Below are 17400 nucleotides of genomic sequence, written 5' to 3'. Positions count from 1 at the left end.
CGCTTGTTGCTCATAAACACCTCCATCAGCCTGAAAGTTTAAGGCTTCAGGGTGTCTAGAAAACCCGGGGCGATTCAAGTGTGAATTGCTCCAACTCGAATTGAGTTTATTGGTATCCAGCTATCCCCAACTATCTCCATCTGAGAATTACAAAGCAGACAGCAAAGTGCTCGATGCAGATCTATAGCGCGAAGTGCTGATGAGATTGCGTGTTCTGGCTTTTTTGCAGTCACTGTTGCAATGACTTGGTTGTAGCTTGGAGCGTCTTTTCTTACGGGAATTCTCTTGTCTTGAACTAGCGCCGCTCGGTGTGACAAATACTTGCGGGGATGTGAGCGACCAAAAAATCGTATGTGTACCTTGTCAACAGTGATTGAGCCAAGATCCAGCTGTTTGTCAAAAGAGACAGAAGTTAAGACGTGAAATTCTTTGTTCCGTTGCGAAAGCTCTGCAGTCAGCTGCCTGTTGAGCTCTCGGAGAAAGCTTTCTTTGGTAAGGTCGTCGGGGTCGTGTGCAGCTGCCTTACGTATCAATATCGCAGGATCAACGTCGCGAGCAGCAGCAGGAAATTCCAGCATTGAGATAAGAGATGACAAAGAATAGTCAAGTTCGAAGCCGGCAAACGAACTACCGATGCCGTCTGGCTTTCGGGTTCGGGTGGCGGCTACACGCTTCAATATGAGTTCTGGTTTGAATCGATCCGATTTTTTCCACTTCACCGCCATCTCATGTTCCTCCACCTGAAGCCTCAGATTACGCACTAGTTAAGACTGCTTCCCGCGCAGTTGTAGTTTCGGGTTCCGTAGCCGAAAGCGCGGTTGCAGGTCGTTGTGCATACGTCGTTGTGCGGGGCCTCAATCTAGCACTGCCGCGACGCAAACGGCATATCAAGGTAAGTCGTCCCCCAATACAGCCAACGCCGCCGCATAGCCCTCCGGCGCAGGCAGCGACCAAGCCTCCGTATGCGGCAACTGCGGCAGCCAGGTGCTGGCAAGCAGCTGCAGTCTGCCTTCAGCAGGAATCGCGGAGAAGGACGTCAGCGCATCGTCGATGCCGCTGCCCCAGCTTTTCACCACGGCTTCCTTGGCCGTCCAGATGCGGTAGAAGCTTTCTGCGTCGCTGCTGAGGGCCTGTTCCTGCGCCGAGAAGGCTTGCCGTGCGATGTCTGCCCAGGGGCGCTGGTGATCGATGGCTTCGATGTCTACGCCGATTTCGTGTGTTGCGGATAGCGCGAGCAGGGCGTAGCGCCCGGCGTGAGCGACGTTGAAGTGCAGCGCGCCGTCGGCGAGCCGGGGTTTGCCGTGCGGGCCCGTGATGATGTCGATGCGCTCGGTGGCTTGCCCCAGCTGCGTGGCCAGCCACTGGCGCAGGCTGGCGCGGGTCAGGGCGAAGCTCTGGGTGTCGACGGGGTGGCGGTAGCGGCGGGCGCGGGCGCGTTCGGCTGCGCTGAGCAGGCTGAGGGCGAGTGGCAGCGCGGCTTCGGCGCTGGCGAGGTCGAGCAGGCGGACTTCGACGCGGCCAGCCAGCCCGGCCGGCAGGGGAATGGTCTGCAGGTTTGGCGGGGTAGGCGAGGGGGGCGTTTGGCTGGGCATTCTTGATGAATGTGAAAAGACTTCTTGTTAATGCGAATTGTTCGCATATACAATTGTAGCTCGTATTGACTGCTGCCCTCTGTGGTAGGCAAGGCGGGGCTGCCGGAAACTGTGCCCGGCGGTCGGGGCTCTCTGAGCTCCAAAGGGAAAGTCGGATTTTGCAAGCCAGTGTGCGTCCGCACGCAAGCCAGCGCCTTTTTCGATGCGTAGTCTGCCGGCCCATGTGCCGCTGTCTGCAAGGAGCTTGCTTGATGTATATCGATCCCGAAATTGCCCAGACACGGCCTGCCGTGTTGATGGCCTCCATCATTCATCTGCTCAGCTGCAGTGCGATGCACGGGCTGAGCATTGCCAAGTGCCGTTCGCTGTCGCAGTTGCTGGCCGCGCTGGCTGAAGGCGAGGACGTGGACCCCTTGTTGCGCAAGTCGTGTGAGGAGCTCACGCAGGCCTGGTATCAGCAGGCGGTGGAGTTGTCGCATGAGCAGGTGTTTGAAGAGGCTGTGCCGCAAACAGCGGCTGCCTGGCATTGAACATAAAGGGAGATTGCTGCCATGAATGATCCGCGCCGTCCGCCGTTTCTCGATCTCGCTGTCACCGATCTGGTCCGTGAACAAGCGGCCGCCGCATCGGCCGCGTCGGCCGCAGAGCCTTTGCCTGGCGCTGCGCAGCCGCTCAAGTCCAACTGGCCGGTGCTCTCCAGCGCCAGCTTGATGGGCGACTCCAGCTGCGTGCACATCGAGCATGCCGGTTCGCTGTATGTGCTGCGCATCACGCGCAGCGGCAAGCTGATTCTGACCAAATAAGTCGTATCCACCTGAACGGCGCTGGCCGTTCGTTTTCCAGAAGGATTGTCATGTCACGTTTTACCGGACCGCGCCTCAAGGTGATGCGCGCCCTGGGCGTTGAGCTGCCCGGCCTTTCCCGCAAGAGCATTGCAGATCGCCCGAATCCGCCGGGTCAGCATGGCGGCCGCCAGAAGCGCGTCTCCAGCTATGGCCTGCAACTGCAGGAAAAGCAGAAGCTGCGCATGAACTACGGCCTCAGCGAGCGCCAGATGCGCCGCCTGATGCTGGACGCCAAGCGCGGCCGCAGCTCGGCGGGCGAAAAGTTGGCCGAGCTGCTCGAACGCCGTCTCGACAATGTGGTGTTCCGCGCTGGCTATGCGCCGACCATTCCGGCGGCGCGCCAGCTGGTCACCCATGGTCACTTCAAGGTTGGTGAGCGGGCGGTGAATATTCCTTCCTACCGCACCCGTCCGGGCGATGTGATCTCGCTCAAGCGCGCCGACAAGCCACTGGAAATCATCCGCCTGAATGTCGCCGAGCCGGCGCTGACGCGCCCCGAGTGGCTGTCCTGGGACGAGGCCAATCTGCGCGTCACGGTGACGCATCTGCCGGCTGCCAGCGATGTGCCGTTCCCCGTCGACCTGCAACTGGTGGTCGAGTACTACGCACAGCGCCTCTAGGCCTCGGTTTGCGCGCGCCGCCTGGGTGCGCGCGCCATTCCGAACGCGCCTAGCATGGCGCAGCTGCCCGCCCGGCTGATGTGCAGTCCGGCGGGCAGTGTCACGTTCACAGCGGCGATGTGTTCCTCGCCGGTGAGGCTGGCGCTGGCGCCAGCTTTCGGCGCCCAGGTTTCGCCCGCGCATACACATGTCGGCGCAATGCCTGACAACCCGGCATGGGTCAAGAATCGCTTTGCCGGATGTGCTATTTTGCGCTCTGGCCATCTGCTGAAAGAGCCCGATCTTGCTGGTCGTGCTCTCGCAGCAGATGGGATAAGCCGGGCTGCCTGCCCTTCTCATTCCCTCTTCTCCAGACAGCACAGCATGGACCAACAATGTCGGATCGCCCTCTTCGGCGAATGCATGATCGAACTGCGCGGCCAGATGTTCGGCACGATGCAGCAGAACTTCGGGGGTGACACCCTCAACACCGCCGTTTATCTGGCACGCCTGGGCGCCGACAGCGGCATCCAGGTTTCCTACGCGACCCAGCTGGGTACTGATGCCTTCAGTGCCAAGATGGTTGAAGCCTGGGAGAAGGAAGGCATCGATACGCGCATGGTGCGCCGTGTCGAAGGCAAGATGCCCGGCCTCTACACCATCCAGGTCGATGACAATGGTGAGCGCACCTTCTTCTACTGGCGCGACATGTCGGCGGCCAAGGACTTCTTTGTCGGCCAGGAGCACAGCAGCCTGCTCGAGCAGCATATCGACGAGCTCGATGTGCTCTACTACAGCGGTATCTCGCTGGCCGTGCTGCCCGACTCGGGGCGCGAAACCCTGTTCTCGCTGGCCGAGCGCCTGCGCAAGCGTGGCGGCAAGGTGTTCTTCGACAACAACTACCGGCCGCGCGTCTGGCGTGGCGATCCGCGCACCCAGGAATGGTATGACCGCGCTTTTGCCAATGCCGATCTCTGTCTGATCACGCTGGAAGACAATGCCGCGCTCTACGGCCTGGACGAAGAGTCCGCGCTGTCGCACGCGTTCTCGCTGCCCTGCGAGGAAGTGGTGATCAAGCGCGGTTCCGATCCGACCATCATCCGCGTGCGCGGCCAGGAGCCGATCCTGGTGCCGACCTTCCGTGTCGAGCACGTCGTCGATACCACCGGTGCGGGCGATTCCTTCGCCGGTGGCTATCTGGCGGCACGTTTGTCGGGCAAACCGCCAGAAGTGGCAGGGCGCTACGGCAACAAGATGGCCTCCATCGTGGTCCAGCACCCGGGCGCGATCATTCCGCTGAGTGCGATGCCGGTCTTTTTCTTCGGCTGAGGACGCGGCCAGCCTGCGGTGTGTTGGGCGGTGTTTGATGCAGCATAAAATTGCTGCATGCGATGCTTGTAAGTTGTCAGGCAGCAATGATATAAATCGCACTGATTTATTTATTTGTCTGACAACAATGTGTTCTGTCAGAAAACAAGCCAGGAGACATGCATGACCACGCTCAGTCGCAAAACGCTTTCGAACCACGCCGCAGGCCTCGAAGTCGCCGCCAGCAACGCTCTGCCGCAAGTCGGCATTCTGCAGATTGGTGACGGCAACTTCCTGCGCGCTTTTGTCGACTGGATGGTCGACGTTACCAATGGTGCCGGCCTGTTCAATGGCCGCGTGACCATCGCCCAGCCGCTCGACCGCGGCATCGCCGGCCTGCTCAATGCACAAGACGGCCTCTACACCGTGCTGCTGCGCGGCGTGCAAGGCGGCAAGGCAGTGGATCAGCGCCGCATCGTCAGCTGCGTGCATCAAGCGCTGAACCCCTACGCAGAGTGGGATGCCATGCTGGCGCTGGCGACCGACGCCAGCCTGCGCTTCGTCGTTTCCAACACCACCGAAGCGGGCATCGCCCATGTCGATGAGGCGCTGCAAGCGGGCGTCTGCCCGCAAAGCTTCCCGGCCAAGGTCGCTGCGCTGCTGTGGGCGCGCTTCCAGAAGCTCGGCGCTACGGCCGCCAGCGGTCTGGTGTTCCTGCCTTGCGAGCTGATCGAAGCCAATGGCACCAAGCTGCGCAGCATCGTGCTCAAGCACGCCGCCAGCTGGGGTTTGCCGGCCGAATTCGCGGCCTGGGTCGAGCAGCACAACTACTTCCTCAACACCCTCGTGGACCGCATCGTGCCGGGCTACCCGGCGGGTGAAGCCGCTGCGCTGAGCGCCGAGCTGGGCTACGAAGACACACTGATGGTGGCGGCCGAGCCCTTCCACCTGTGGGTGATCGAAGGTCCGCAGCACCTCGCCAAGGAATTCCCGCTGCAGCAAGCTGGCCTCGACGTGGTGTGGACCGACGACCTGCAACCCTACCGTACGCGGAAGGTGCGCATCCTCAATGGCGCGCACACCGCCAGCGCGCTGGCCTCGTACAGCGCCGGCCTGGACACGGTGCAGAGCATGATCGACGACGCCGTGGTGTCGAAGTACCTCAACACCCTGATGTTCGAGGAAATCGTGCCCTTCGTGCCGCTGCCCGATGAAGAGCGCAAGCAATACGCCGCGACGATCATGGAGCGCTTTGCCAACCCGAACATCCGCCATGAGCTGATCTCGATTGCGCTCAATTCGGTGTCGAAGTGGCAGGTGCGCGTGCTGCCGACGGTCAAGGACTACGCCAAGGAATACGGCAAGGCGCCGAAGTTCCTGTCCTTCTCGCTGGCGGCGCTGCTCAACTTCTACCACGGCAAGCGCGATGCCGCCGGTGAGTTCATCGGCGAGCGCGCCGGCCAGAGCTACCCGATCAAGGACAATGCCGATGTGCTGGCCGCGCTGGAACAGGCCTGGAGCAGCTGGACGCCGGGCGCCGATGTCAGCGCCCTGGTGCGCGGCGTGCTGGCCAACACCAGCCTGTGGGGTGAAGACCTCAATGCCGTGCCGGGCCTCAGCGAGCAAGTGGCTGCAGGTCTTGCGCGCATCAAGGCCGTTGGCGTCAGTGCGGCGATTGCCGAGCTGCTCTAAACCTCTTCCTGTTCTGTTTGTCCAAGACCTGTGTGCTTCCTGTTGAAGCACACAGCGTTCATCCGGAGACTCTCCATGCAACCGACCGCCATCCGCCTTCATGCCAATGATGATGTAATCATTGCCACGCAGCAGCTCATTCCGGGCAATCGTATCGACAGCGAAGACCTCGTCATCGCTGACATGATCCCGCCCGGTCACAAGATCGCCACGCGCGCCATCAAGGCCGGCGAAGCCGTACGCCGCTACAACCAGATCATCGGCTTCGCCAAGGCCGACATCGCACGCGGCAAGCACGTGCACGTGCAGAACCTGGCCGTTGCCGAATTCGAGCGCGAACACGCCTTCTGTGCGGACCGCCACGACACGCCGCAAGTGGCCGAACCGGCGACCTTCCTGGGCTACAAGCGCCCCAATGGCAAGGCCGGCACGCGCAACTACATTGCCGTCATCGCCTCGGTCAATTGCTCGGCCACCGTGGTGCGCAACATCGCCCGCCACTTCACGTCCGAGTTGCTGGCCGCTTACCCGAATGTCGATGGCGTGATCTCCCTGGTGCACCCCAGCGGTTGCGGCATGAACAGCGCGGGCGAGGGCATGCTGGCGCTGCGTCGCACGCTCAATGGCTATGCCACGCACTCCAATGTCGCCGGTGTGGTCTTCGTCGGCCTGGGTTGCGAAGTGGCCCAGGTGGCGCCGCTGATTGCGCAGATCGGCGGTGTCGAGGCCGGCATGCTGCAATCGGTCAACATCCAGGAACTCGGTGGCACCAGCAAGGCCATCGCCAAGGGCATCGAATACGTGCAGGCCATGCTGCCGACGGTCAATCAGTACAAGCGTGAGCCGCTGCCGATCAGCCATCTGATCGTCGGCCTCAACTGTGGCGGCTCGGACGGTTATTCCGGCATCACGGCCAATCCGGCTCTCGGTGGCGCGGTCGACATGCTGGTGGCGCACGGCGCTACGGCAATCCTCAGCGAAACGCCGGAAATCTACGGTGCCGAGCACCTGCTCACTCGCCGCGCCGCAACGCCCGAAATCGCTGAAAAGCTGCTTGACCGCATCCGCTGGTGGAAGGACTACACCAGCCGCAACGGCGGCGAGATGGACAACAATCCTTCCGTCGGCAACAAGGCGGGCGGCCTGACCACCATTCTTGAAAAATCGCTCGGTGCGGTGGCCAAGGGCGGCACCACCAATCTCAACGCCGTCTATGAATACGCCGAGCCGGTGACCGCCAAGGGTTTCGTGTACATGGACACTCCGGGATACGACCCGGTCTCGGCCACCGGCCAGGCTGCGGGCGGTGCGCAGGTGATCTGCTTCACCACCGGTCGTGGTTCAGCCTTCGGCTGCGCCGGCGTGCCGACCATCAAGTTCGCCACCAACAATGTGCTGTGGGATCGCCAGCGCGAGGACATGGACGTCAATACCGGCGATTTGATCGACGGCGTGCCGATGCAGGTGATCAGCCAACGCATCTTCGACGCCATCATCAGCCACGCTTCGGGCGAGAAGACGCGCAGCGAAGTGCTCGGTTACGGTCAGGACGAATTCCTGCCCTGGCAGATCGGCGCCGTGATGTAAGTCGGGGCGACGCAAAAGAATCGGGGCGCCTGGGCGCCCCGATTTGTTTTCTGGCGGGTGGGTCTTGCCGGCAGATCAGCCCTTGTTGCGGTTAGGGCAGTCCTTCTTGGCGCACTCGGCGTAGAGGTGCATGGCGTGGTCGCGCAGCTTGAAGCCACGTTCGGCGGCGATCTGGTGCTGGCGCTCTTCGATGGCGGCATCGAAGAACTCTTCGACATGGCCGCAGTCCACACAGACGATGTGATCGTGGTGATGGCCTTCGTTGAGTTCGAACACGGCCTTGCCGGATTCGAAGTGGTGGCGCTTGAGCAGACCGGCTTGTTCGAACTGCGTGAGGACGCGGTAAATCGTGGCCAGGCCGACGTCCAGCTCTTCGGTGAGCAGCAGTCGATAGACATCTTCGGCAGTCATGTGGCGTTCGCTGCTGCGCTGGAACAGGTCCAGAATCTTCAGGCGCGGCAGGGTTGCCTTGAGGCCCATATTCTTGAGGCTTTGTGGTGAGGCCATATTCATCTCCGGTGCACGGGCGCCAGGGCGCGGGTAGCAAGGCCCCTATGATATAGTTTCGCGCTCCCTCTTGGGGGAGCTTCCGAGGTGCGGGCGTGGTGCCTGGCCGGACTGACAAGGGTTTGAGCAATGCTTTGCACGTTATCCCGCAACCGTCGATTGATTACCGGTGTGATCTTGTTGTCAGCGCTGCTGACGCTGCCGGCCTGCTCATGGACCAAGGGTTTGGGCATCTATCGCATGGATGTGCGCCAGGGCAACTACGTCTCGCAAGAGATGCTGGCTCAGCTCAAACAGGGCCTGACCGAAGAGCAAGTGCGCTTCATCATGGGTTCGCCCCTGCTCCTCGATCCGTTCCATGCCAATCGCTGGGACTATGTCTATCGCTTCGCCCCGGCAGGCAAACTGACCGAGCAGAAGCGCATCACCCTGATTTTCAAGGACGGCAAGCTGCTCAGCATCGAGGGTGACGTGGTGCCCGCGCTGGCCTTGTCGGCCCCGGTGGTACAAAGCGCGCCGGTCGCGGCGCCCTGATTTTTACGGAACAAGCATGACAGTCAAACTTGCAATTGCAGGCAGCTCCGGCCGCATGGGCCGCATGCTGATTGAAGCCAGCCAGCAGACGCCGGGCGTTGAACTGGTCGCTGCGCTGGACCGGCCCGACAGCGTCTGGCTGGGGCGTGACGCGGGCGATTTCGCGGGCGTCAATACCGGGGTGGCGATCAGCGCCGATGTCGACGCAGCCTTTGCGCTGGCCGATTGCCTGATCGATTTCACGCGGCCCGAAGCGACGCTGCTGCACCTTGAGGCCGCGCGCCGCGCCGGCAAGGCGATGGTGATCGGCACCACCGGTTTCAAGCCGGAAGAGAAACAGCAGATCGCTGCCTTTGCCGAACACATTCCGGTGGTCTTCTCGGCCAATATGGCGACGGGTGTCAACGCCGTGTTCAAGCTGCTCGAAGTGGCGGCGCAGATCCTCAACAGCGGCTACGACGTCGAAGTCTATGAAGCGCACCATCGCTTCAAGGTTGATGCGCCCTCGGGCACCGCGCTGCGCATGGGCGAAGTGGTGGCCAAGGGCCTCGGGCGTGATCTGGCTGAATGCGCGGTGTATGGCCGCGAAGGCGTGACCGGTGAGCGCAAGCCCGAGACCATCGGCTTTGCGACGGTGCGTGGCGGTGACATCGTGGGCGACCACACCGTGACCTTCGCCGCGCTGGGCGAGCGCGTCGAGATTTCGCACAAGGCGGGCAGCCGCATGCCTTACGCCAGCGGCTCGATGCGCGCAGCCTTGTTCCTGCAAGGCAAGCGCAATGGCCTGTTTGACATGCAGGACGTGCTCGGTCTGAAGTAGGCCCGCGCACTGCCCGCAAAAAAAGCCATGGCATGCCATGGCTTTTTTATTGCGTTGGCGCCGCTCAGAGCTTGAAGGTGGAGACGACCTTGTTCATCTTGCCGGCCAGGGCATTGAGCTTCTCGGCCGAGCTGGTCATGCTGGAGACGGCATTGTTGTTGTTCTCCACCATGCTGGCGATGCGCTCGACATTGCGGGCGATCTCGGCATTGGACTGATTCTGTTCGCGCACCGAGTCGGCAATCGCGTCCAGTTCATTGGTCGCCTTGGCGACCGCCTCATTGGCGGCGGCCAGCGCTGTCTGTGTTTCATCCATGCCGCTGCGGCTATTGTCGATGGCGGCCAGGCCATGCGCGGCCGAGCGTTCCAGATCGGCGGCCTGGCCATTGAGTGAGGCGGTGATGGCGTCAATCTGCGCGGCCGACTGGCCGGACTTCTCGGCGAGCTTGCGTACTTCGTCGGCGACCACGGCAAAACCACGGCCGGCTTCGCCTGCACGCGCCGCTTCGATGGCGGCATTGAGGGCGAGCAGATTGGTCTGATCGGCAATTTCCCGCACTTGCTGGGTCATCGAGCTGATGCGCTGCATATTGTGCAGCGAGTCCTGCGAGGCGCTGGCGACGCGCTGGATGACCTGGGCCGCCTCGTCGATGACGCGTTTGACCTCGTCGAGCTTGGTCCGCACATTGCGCGACTGCTGCAGGCTGTCGTGCGAGAGGCGGTTGGCGCTGTCGGCGTTGCGCGTGATGTTCTGCATCGACTGGGTCAGGTCCTGCATCGACATTGAAGTCTTCGAGGTGGCCTGAGATTGCTCCAGCGAGGCGTCGGAGACGCGCGCCGCATCATCGGCAACGTTGTCCACGCCTTGTTGCAGGGTGACGGCGCTCTCGCGCACCTGGGCGATCAGTGCCCCCAGCCCCTGGCGGATGGTTTCCGCCGATTCGGCGACGCGACGCAGCTCTTCGCTGTGTTCGAGATTGACGGCCTGGCGGAAGTCGCCGGAGGCCAGGCGCTTGAGATCGTCCGAGAGTTTGGCGGTGCGTTGCACCAGATGCTTCTGCAGCAGCCACAGAAAGCTGCCCAGGGCGCCGACGCAGACGACCGCCATCAGTGCCAGACTCAGCCACAGTGCGGTTTGCGCCGAGTCGATGATGCTCTGCATGGCGGGATGGACGACTGCTTGCTGCTTCTGCAGTTCGGCACTCAACTCGTCTACGGCACGCGACTGCGTCAGCAGGCCGACACCGGCAGCGATCAATACACAGCTCGTGCCTGATCCGCACACGAGCAACAACTGGTTGCGCATGCTGGCAAGCGGGTTTTTCAACATGAGGAAGTCCTCCCGGCATTTGTAGGGCAGATAACGTCAAAAAGACCAGGCGACTTGAGCGTCGCGCGCAAAAGGCGGCCGTCCGCTCTGCCCGCGGCTTGGCTGGGCGCGGTCAAGTTGCAGGGCAGTGCTGCCGTTAACACAGCCGTACGCATGTCGGAACAGGTGCCATGGCCCGCAAAAAGCAGGAAGAAGAACACGAAAACCACGAGCGCTGGCTGGTCTCCTATGCGGATTTCATTACCTTGCTATTCGCCTTTTTCGTGGTCATGTATGCCGTCAGTTCGGTGAACGAAGGCAAGTACCGGGTTTTGTCCGACTCCCTCGTCCAGGCTTTCCGCAGTGATGTCAATGTGCAGGGTAATGTACTGATTTCGCAGCCGATTCCGAGCGGTCCGCCGATTGTGGCCAGCGTTGCGCGGCCGCCCAAGGTCGATCCGGAAGTGGAGGCCCAGCGCGCCAAACAGCGCGCCAAGATGCGCAATATGGCGGAGGACATCAAGCGCGTGCTCGATCCGCTGGTCAAGGGCGGTCAGGTGCATGTCACCGAGGGGGCGCATGGCATCTCGGTCGAGATCAACGCCAGCGTGCTGTTCCAGCCCGGTGATGCGGCACTCGGCGCGCCCGCACTGCGCGCCTTGCAGGCGGTGGCGACGGTGGTGGCGGCGGGGGAATTCCCAATTACCGTGGAAGGGCACACCGACACTTTGCCGATCAGCAATCCCAATTTTCCGTCCAACTGGGAGCTCTCAGCGGTGCGCGCTTCCTCGGTGGTGCGCTTGTTCGTCGCCAGCGGCGTCGACCCGCGACGCCTGACCGCCGCCGGTTATGGCGATCAGCGCCCGATTGCCGACAACGCGACGCCGGATGGCCGCGCGCGTAACCGGCGGGTGACCATCCTGATCGAATCCCAGCTGCCCGAAACGGCGGGCGATCCTGAACCGGCCAGCGTGCGCGATACCTCGGGCGCGCTCGGCATGCCGGAGGACCTCAGCCTGAGCCCCGCAGCCAAGCCCTGAACTTTCGGCCGCTGCTGTGCACCAGCCGCTGGCGCACCCGTGCGGCCTGCGGCATGATGGCGGTTCGATGTTCCTTGGGCAGTCCCTTGCGTCTCCTTCATCTGGCCCGCCCCAGCGGGCTGCGTTCTCCCTTGCGTGGCATGTTGGTCTACGCGCTGGCCTTGTTTTTCTTTGCCGGGATGGACGCTGCGTCCAAATACCTCGCGTTGCGCCATTCGGTGCCGCTGGTGGCCTGGACACGCTACTTCGTACATCTGCTGTGGATGACGGCGATCTTCATGCCGAGCATGGGGCGCCAGCTCGTGCATGCGCAGCGCCCGCACTGGGTGCTGCTGCGCGGCGCCTGTCTGATCGGTATCACGGTGTTCATGATGCTGGCGCTGCGCCGCCTGCCGCTGGCCGAGGCGACTTCGATCGTTTATCTGGCACCGCTGCTGGTGGTCTTGCTGGCCAGGCCGATCCTGCATGAGCGCATCGGCCGTCTGCGCTGGTTCGCCGTGTTGGGCGGTTTTGCCGGCGTGCTGCTGATCATCCGCCCCGGGGGCGATCTGGACCCGCTGGGCGTGGCCTGCGCCCTGCTGGTCGCCCTGTGCATGACGGCCTACCAGCTGTTCACCCGCGTGCTCAGCTACAGCGAGAACGCGGTGTCCATGCTGTACTACTCGGCGCTGCTGGGCTCGGTGGTGTTCGGCGTGCTGCTACCCTGGTTCTGGTTCAGCGAGATGCCCTCGCTGCTGGAGATCCTGCTCTACCTGTGCCTGGGCAGCTTCGGCTTCTTCGGTCATCTGTGCTTCACGCTCGCGTTTCGCGACGCGCCAGCTTCGGTGCTGGCGCCGATCAGCTATGCCCAGCTGCTGTGGGCGGCCTTGCTCGGCTGGCTGGCCTTTGAGCAGGTGCCGGATGCCTTGAGCGTGCTGGGCATGCTGGTCATCACCGCTGGCGGCGTGGTGGTGGCGCTGGCCGAGCGCCGCCGCGCTCAGGCCGGATAAGGATAGAGCGTAGACAGCGCTTCGGACTGACCCGCCATCTGCACGATGCGCACATGCTCGCGGCTGAATTCGCGGGCGTGGCGCAGGCCACAGGAGTGGGCGATGGTGTCCACCTCCTTGTTGATGCTGCTGGCGTAGTTGGCGACGCGCTCGGCCTTGTCCTCGATCACCAGACCGCGCTGCAGGCGGACGTTGTGGGTGGCGATGCCGGTCGGGCAGGTGTTGGTATGGCAGCGCAGCGCCTGGATGCAGCCGAGCGCGAACATGAAGCCGCGCGCGGTATTGACGAAGTCCGCACCGCAGGCCAGCGCCCAGGCGACACGTGCCGAGGTGATCAGCTTGCCCGACGCCACCACCTTGACGCGATCACGCATGCCCGCCGCGAGCAGGGCATCGACCACGCGCGGCAGGGATTCATTGATCGACAGCGCGACGTGGTCGGCCAGCGCTTGCGGTGCCGCGCCTGAACCGCCTTCGCCACCGTCGATGACCATGAAGTCGGGCGCCGCATCGAGGCCGCGCCGCAGCGTGGCTTCGCACAGATCATTCATGAACATGCGGCCGCCGACCGCAGTCTTGATGCCAACGGGTTTGCCGGTGACATCGCGCACCCGTGCGATGAAGTCGAGCAGCTCTTCGATATTGGCAATGTCCAGATGGCGGTTGGGGCTGATCGAATCGACCCCGACCGGAATGCCGCGGATGCGCGCGATCTCCTCGGTGACCTTGCCGCCCGGCAACACGCCGCCCTTGCCGGGTTTGGCGCCTTGCGCCAGCTTGATCTCGAAGGCGCGCACGTTCTCGTGTGCGGCCAGCTCGCGCAGCTTGTCGAGCGAGAGATGGCCATTGGCGTCGCGCACGCCGTACTTGGCCGTGCCGATCTGCATGATCACATCGCAGCCGCCTTCGAGGTGGTGCGGCGACAGACCGCCTTCACCGGTATCCATCCAGCATCCGGCGGCAGCTGCGCCGCGCGAAAGTGAGCGGATTGCCGGCGCCGAGATGGCGCCAAAGCTCATGCCGCTGACATTGATGATGGAGCGCGCCGTAAAGGGTGTGGCACAGTGTCCCTCGCCGATGATCAGCGGTGGTGTGGGCAGGCGATCTTCTTCGAGTACGGGAAAGGGCGCATTGACGAAGATGAGCGCGCCCGGATCCTGTAGACGGTACGTGGAGCCGAAACCGATGACGCCCCCCTCGTTCTTGGCGAGGCGGTAAACCCAGGATCGCGTGGCGCGATCAAAAGGCATTTCGTCGCGATCGCCAAGGAAGAAGTACTGCCGGAAGTATTCGCCCAGACGTTCGAAAAAGTAGCGCAGATGCCCGACAAGCGGGTAATTGCGCAGGATGGTGTGCTTTTTCTGCGTGATGTCCTGGACATACCAATACACCAGTACGGCAACGATGGCGATGGTCAGCAAGCTGCCGAGGCTGACGCTGAGGATGGTAAGCAGACTGGGCATGGCATTCATTCGAACCGCTCCCGACGTGTAGAATCGAACCCCGAACATCCAAAATCGCTCAGGACCATCATGGAATTGACCCAGCAATTGCGCGTCGAGATTCAAAGAGAAGTCGCCAGCGCCCTTGCCGAAGATATTGGCACTGGCGATCTTACCGCACAGCTGATCCCTGTTAGTGCAAATGCCAGCGGCCGCGTCATCACTCGCCAGGAAGCCATTGTCTGTGGCACGGCCTGGTTCGACACCGTGTTCCAGATGCTGGAGCCGGAATCTTCAGTCGTCTGGCATGTCAAGGACGGCGAACGCGTCAAGCCCGGCCAGTTGCTCTGTGACATCTTCGCCAGCGCACGCAGCCTGCTCACTGCCGAACGCACGGCACTCAATTTCCTGCAATTGCTCTCCGGCACGGCGACCACCACGGCGCGCTTTGTCGAGGCGATTGCCGGCACCCGCGCACGCATCGTCGATACGCGCAAGACCTTGCCCGGTTTGCGTCTGGCGCAGAAATACGCGGTCAGTGTCGGTGGTGGTCTCAATCATCGTATCGGCCTCTATGACGGCGTCTTGATCAAGGAAAACCATATCATCGCCGCCGGTGGCGTGCGTCAGGCGCTGACGCGGGCACGCGAGATTGCACCGTCCACGGCCTTCATCGAGATCGAAGTGGAAAGCCTGGAGCAGCTGCACGAAGCGCTGGCAGCCGGCGCGACCATGGTACTGCTCGACAATATGACGAACGAGACGATGCGCGAAGCGGTGCTGATCACCGCTGGCCGCGCCCAGCTCGAAGCTTCGGGCGGGGTCAATCTGGAGCGCGTGCGCGAGATTGCCGAAACCGGTGTGGATCGCATCTCGGTCGGCGGTCTGACCAAGGACGTGCGCGCCATCGACCTGTCGCTGCGCCACATTGAGGAATAAGCTGATCGCTTTGCGGCGGCAGACATGAAAAAGCCCGGGCATGCCCGGGCTTTTTTTGCGGCAGATTCGCGTCGATCAGGCGAAGTTCTCTGCAGCGAAGTCCCAGTTGGCGAGGCTCGTCAGGAACACTTCGACGAACTTCGGACGGGCATTGCGGTAGTCGATGTAGTAGGCGTGTTCCCACACATCGATGGTCAGCAGGGCCTTGTCGGCGGTGGTCAGCGGGGTGCCGGCGGGGCCGGTGTTGACGATGTCGACCGAACCGTCAGCCTTCTTGACCAGCCAGGTCCAGCCCGAACCGAAGTTGCCAACAGCGCTCTTGGTGAAGGCTTCCTTGAAGGCATCAAAGCTGCCCCACTTGGCATTGATTGCATCGGCCAGGGCGCCGGTCGGAGCGCCGCCGCCATTGGGCTTCATGCAGCTCCAGAAGAAGGTGTGGTTCCAGATCTGGGCGGCGTTGTTGTAGATGCCACCGGACGCCTTCTTGACGATGTCTTCGAGGGCTGCCGTTTCGAACTCGGTACCCGGGATCAGGTTGTTGAGGTTGGTCACATAGGCCTGGTGATGCTTGCCGTAGTGGTACTCGAAGGTTTCTGCGGACAGATGCGGTGCGAGGGCATCTTTTTCGTAGGGCAGGGGGGGCAGGGTGTGCGCCATTTTTAGAAGCTCCTTGAAGGGTATCGGAAAAGCTTGAGTAGTTTAGTCGGGAACTGGCTCTGGGAGTTTAGTCGGGAACGGCCGCTGCTGACAATCATGTTTTGTGCGATGTATATCAGTCTGCGTGTGTTCAGCTCTGGCTGTCCGTGACCTGCGCGCCGACTTGTCCACGAGCGAGGGCGATGTCGATCGTGTCGCCGCGCTTGAGCATGGTCGCATCGCGCACGATGTGGCCCTGCGCGTCGCGCACGATGGCGTAACCGCGTTCGAGTACCGCGCCGGGGTTGAGCAGTTCGAGCGCGGTGGCTAGCTGTTGCAGGCTGTGGCGACGCACTTGCTGCTGCCGCTGCAAGGCCTGCTCCAGGCGTGTGTGCAGGCTGTCCAGTTGCTGCCGGCGTGCGCTCAGGTTTGGCGGGCTGCGCAGCCAGCGCGCCTGCAGCTGCTGCGTGTTTTGCCGGGCCGTGCTCAGCGCGCGCGTCGTGGCGTGCTGCAGACGCAGGCCCAGCTGTTCGAGATGCGCTTGCAGTGCGGCCATGCGCTGGCGCGGATGAACCAGGCGCCGCTCCAGCAGATCGAGTTGCTGATGGCGGCGGGCGAGGGCGCGCAGGGCGCTGTCGCGAAGTTGTCGCTCGATCAGCGGCAGCTGGCCGCGCAAGGCGAACAGGCCGGCGCTGATCAGTTCGGCCGCTGCGGTCGGCGTTGCGGCGCGGGCGTCGGCGGCAAAGTCGGCCAGCGTGGTATCGGTTTCGTGGCCGACGCCGCAGATCACCGGCAAGGCCGAGGCGCGCAGGGCGCGTACCACCACTTCTTCGTTGAACGCCCACAGGTCTTCCAGGCTGCCACCACCACGGCACAGCAGCAGCGCTTCGCAGGCATCTTCGGCACGCCGTGCATTGGCGCTGGCGATGGCTTCGGCAATCTGCGCCGCTGCGCCTTCACCTTGAACGCGGGTGGGGTAGAGCACCAGTTGCAGACCGCTGGCACGTCGCTGCAAGCTGGCCAGCACGTCCTGCAAGGCGGCGGCATCCGGGGAGCTGATGATGCCGATGCAGCGTGGCAGGCGTGGCAGCGGGCGCTTGAGTTCGCTGGCGAACAGGCCTTCGGCCTCCAGGCGGCTCTTGAGGCGCATGAAGGCTTCGAACAGATTGCCCTGACCAGCCGGGCGGATGTGTTCGACCGACAGCTGCAGATCGCCGCGTGCTTCATAGACGGTCAGCTGGGCGCGCACTTCGACCTGCATGCCCTCACGCAGCTGGAAAGGCAGCAGTTGGGCGCGGTTACGCCACATGGTGCAGCGCAGCTGAGCGTCGCTATCCTTGAGCGAAAAATACAGGTGGCCGGAACCTGCCCGGCTCAAGCCGGACACTTCGCCCTGCACCCAGCCAAGCGGGAAGCCGCTTTCGAGCTGGCGGCGGATTTGTCGGAGAAATTCTGACACGCGAACGGCGCCACTACCGACGCTTGCTGCGTTGCCATAAATAGAGTTCATGTCCACATTCTAGCGAAATCTCCCATGCCCGGCTGAAACATCCCGGATCGC

Annotated in this window: 18 protein-coding genes; 11 read left to right on the top strand and 7 right to left on the bottom strand. The window is 62.7% G+C overall.

Annotated features, from left to right (window positions below; genetic code table 11):
- Positions 1 to 74: 74 nt before the first annotated feature.
- On the bottom strand, positions 75 to 725 hold the full coding sequence (locus ABDB84_RS19860; protein WP_345921528.1) for a hypothetical protein: 651 nt from the start codon (positions 723 to 725) through the stop codon (positions 75 to 77).
- A gap of 162 nt (positions 726 to 887) precedes the next feature.
- Complete coding sequence (locus ABDB84_RS19855) at positions 888 to 1592, bottom strand: 4'-phosphopantetheinyl transferase family protein (RefSeq protein ID WP_345921527.1); 705 nt, start codon at positions 1590 to 1592, stop codon at positions 888 to 890.
- A gap of 251 nt (positions 1593 to 1843) precedes the next feature.
- Here ABDB84_RS19855 and ABDB84_RS19850 point away from each other — a divergent pair, with 251 nt between their 5' ends.
- The 6 genes from ABDB84_RS19850 to ABDB84_RS19825 all read left to right on the top strand — a co-directional run bounded on the left by ABDB84_RS19850 (position 1844) and on the right by ABDB84_RS19825 (position 7623).
- On the top strand, positions 1844 to 2122 hold the full coding sequence (locus tag ABDB84_RS19850; RefSeq protein ID WP_345921526.1) for a hypothetical protein: 279 nt from the start codon (positions 1844 to 1846) through the stop codon (positions 2120 to 2122).
- A 21-nt stretch (positions 2123 to 2143) separates the two neighbouring features.
- The gene (hemP, locus tag ABDB84_RS19845; RefSeq protein ID WP_345921525.1) at positions 2144 to 2395 is read left to right on the top strand and encodes a hemin uptake protein HemP; all 252 of its coding nucleotides are present in this window, start codon (positions 2144 to 2146) and stop codon (positions 2393 to 2395) included.
- Between the two features lie 50 nt (positions 2396 to 2445).
- The gene (gene rpsD, locus ABDB84_RS19840; protein WP_345921524.1) at positions 2446 to 3057 is read left to right on the top strand and encodes a 30S ribosomal protein S4; all 612 of its coding nucleotides are present in this window, start codon (positions 2446 to 2448) and stop codon (positions 3055 to 3057) included.
- A gap of 363 nt (positions 3058 to 3420) precedes the next feature.
- A complete protein-coding gene (locus tag ABDB84_RS19835) occupies positions 3421 to 4365 on the top strand; it encodes a sugar kinase (protein WP_345921523.1) in 945 nt (314 codons plus the stop codon).
- A 162-nt stretch (positions 4366 to 4527) separates the two neighbouring features.
- Positions 4528 to 6036, top strand: coding sequence for a tagaturonate reductase (locus tag ABDB84_RS19830; protein ID WP_345921522.1), 1509 nt, complete (start codon positions 4528 to 4530; stop codon positions 6034 to 6036).
- A gap of 75 nt (positions 6037 to 6111) precedes the next feature.
- Entirely contained in the window at positions 6112 to 7623 is a 1512-nt protein-coding gene (locus ABDB84_RS19825; protein ID WP_345921521.1) for a UxaA family hydrolase, read from the top strand.
- Between the two features lie 75 nt (positions 7624 to 7698).
- Here ABDB84_RS19825 and fur read toward each other — a convergent pair whose 3' ends face one another.
- Positions 7699 to 8130: a ferric iron uptake transcriptional regulator gene (fur, locus tag ABDB84_RS19820; RefSeq protein WP_345921520.1), complete on the bottom strand. Its 432-nt coding sequence runs from the start codon at positions 8128 to 8130 to the stop codon at positions 7699 to 7701.
- A 171-nt stretch (positions 8131 to 8301) separates the two neighbouring features.
- Here fur and ABDB84_RS19815 point away from each other — a divergent pair, with 171 nt between their 5' ends.
- Positions 8302 to 8664: an outer membrane protein assembly factor BamE gene (locus tag ABDB84_RS19815; RefSeq protein ID WP_345921519.1), complete on the top strand. Its 363-nt coding sequence runs from the start codon at positions 8302 to 8304 to the stop codon at positions 8662 to 8664.
- Between the two features lie 16 nt (positions 8665 to 8680).
- Positions 8681 to 9484 (top strand): 4-hydroxy-tetrahydrodipicolinate reductase, encoded by an 804-nt coding sequence (gene dapB / locus ABDB84_RS19810; RefSeq protein ID WP_345921518.1) that lies wholly within the window; start codon positions 8681 to 8683, stop codon positions 9482 to 9484.
- A gap of 64 nt (positions 9485 to 9548) precedes the next feature.
- On the opposite strand, the gene ABDB84_RS19805 is transcribed toward dapB, so the two are convergent.
- A complete protein-coding gene (locus ABDB84_RS19805; RefSeq protein ID WP_345921517.1) occupies positions 9549 to 10814 on the bottom strand; it encodes a methyl-accepting chemotaxis protein in 1266 nt (421 codons plus the stop codon).
- A 170-nt stretch (positions 10815 to 10984) separates the two neighbouring features.
- On the opposite strand from ABDB84_RS19805, the gene motD reads away from it, so the two are divergent.
- Together motD and ABDB84_RS19795 are read left to right on the top strand one after the other, a co-directional pair.
- A complete protein-coding gene (gene motD, locus ABDB84_RS19800) occupies positions 10985 to 11833 on the top strand; it encodes a flagellar motor protein MotD (protein ID WP_345921516.1) in 849 nt (282 codons plus the stop codon).
- Between the two features lie 86 nt (positions 11834 to 11919).
- Positions 11920 to 12822 (top strand): DMT family transporter, encoded by a 903-nt coding sequence (locus tag ABDB84_RS19795; protein WP_345921515.1) that lies wholly within the window; start codon positions 11920 to 11922, stop codon positions 12820 to 12822.
- Here ABDB84_RS19795 and ABDB84_RS19790 read toward each other — a convergent pair.
- Positions 12810 to 14285 (bottom strand): FMN-binding glutamate synthase family protein, encoded by a 1476-nt coding sequence (locus tag ABDB84_RS19790; protein WP_345921514.1) that lies wholly within the window; start codon positions 14283 to 14285, stop codon positions 12810 to 12812. The genes ABDB84_RS19795 and ABDB84_RS19790 overlap by 13 nt on opposite strands.
- 69 nt (positions 14286 to 14354) lie before the next feature.
- Between ABDB84_RS19790 and nadC the strand changes: the two genes are divergently transcribed.
- Positions 14355 to 15203, top strand: coding sequence for a carboxylating nicotinate-nucleotide diphosphorylase (gene nadC / locus ABDB84_RS19785; protein WP_345921513.1), 849 nt, complete (start codon positions 14355 to 14357; stop codon positions 15201 to 15203).
- 75 nt (positions 15204 to 15278) lie between these two features.
- Here the strand turns inward: nadC and ABDB84_RS19780 are convergent, their stop codons facing one another.
- A complete protein-coding gene (locus ABDB84_RS19780) occupies positions 15279 to 15860 on the bottom strand; it encodes a superoxide dismutase (RefSeq protein ID WP_345921512.1) in 582 nt (193 codons plus the stop codon).
- Between the two features lie 130 nt (positions 15861 to 15990).
- The gene (xseA, locus tag ABDB84_RS19775) at positions 15991 to 17349 is read right to left on the bottom strand and encodes an exodeoxyribonuclease VII large subunit (RefSeq protein WP_428715110.1); all 1359 of its coding nucleotides are present in this window, start codon (positions 17347 to 17349) and stop codon (positions 15991 to 15993) included.
- Positions 17350 to 17400: the final 51 nt, after the last annotated feature.

It is taken from the genome of Uliginosibacterium sediminicola, assembly GCF_039631295.1.
In the GTDB taxonomy this organism is placed as follows: Bacteria; Pseudomonadota; Gammaproteobacteria; order Burkholderiales; family Rhodocyclaceae; genus Viridibacterium; species Viridibacterium sediminicola.
Note: the sequence above shows the minus strand (reverse complement) of the source record. Positions and strands in the feature narration are given on the sequence as shown.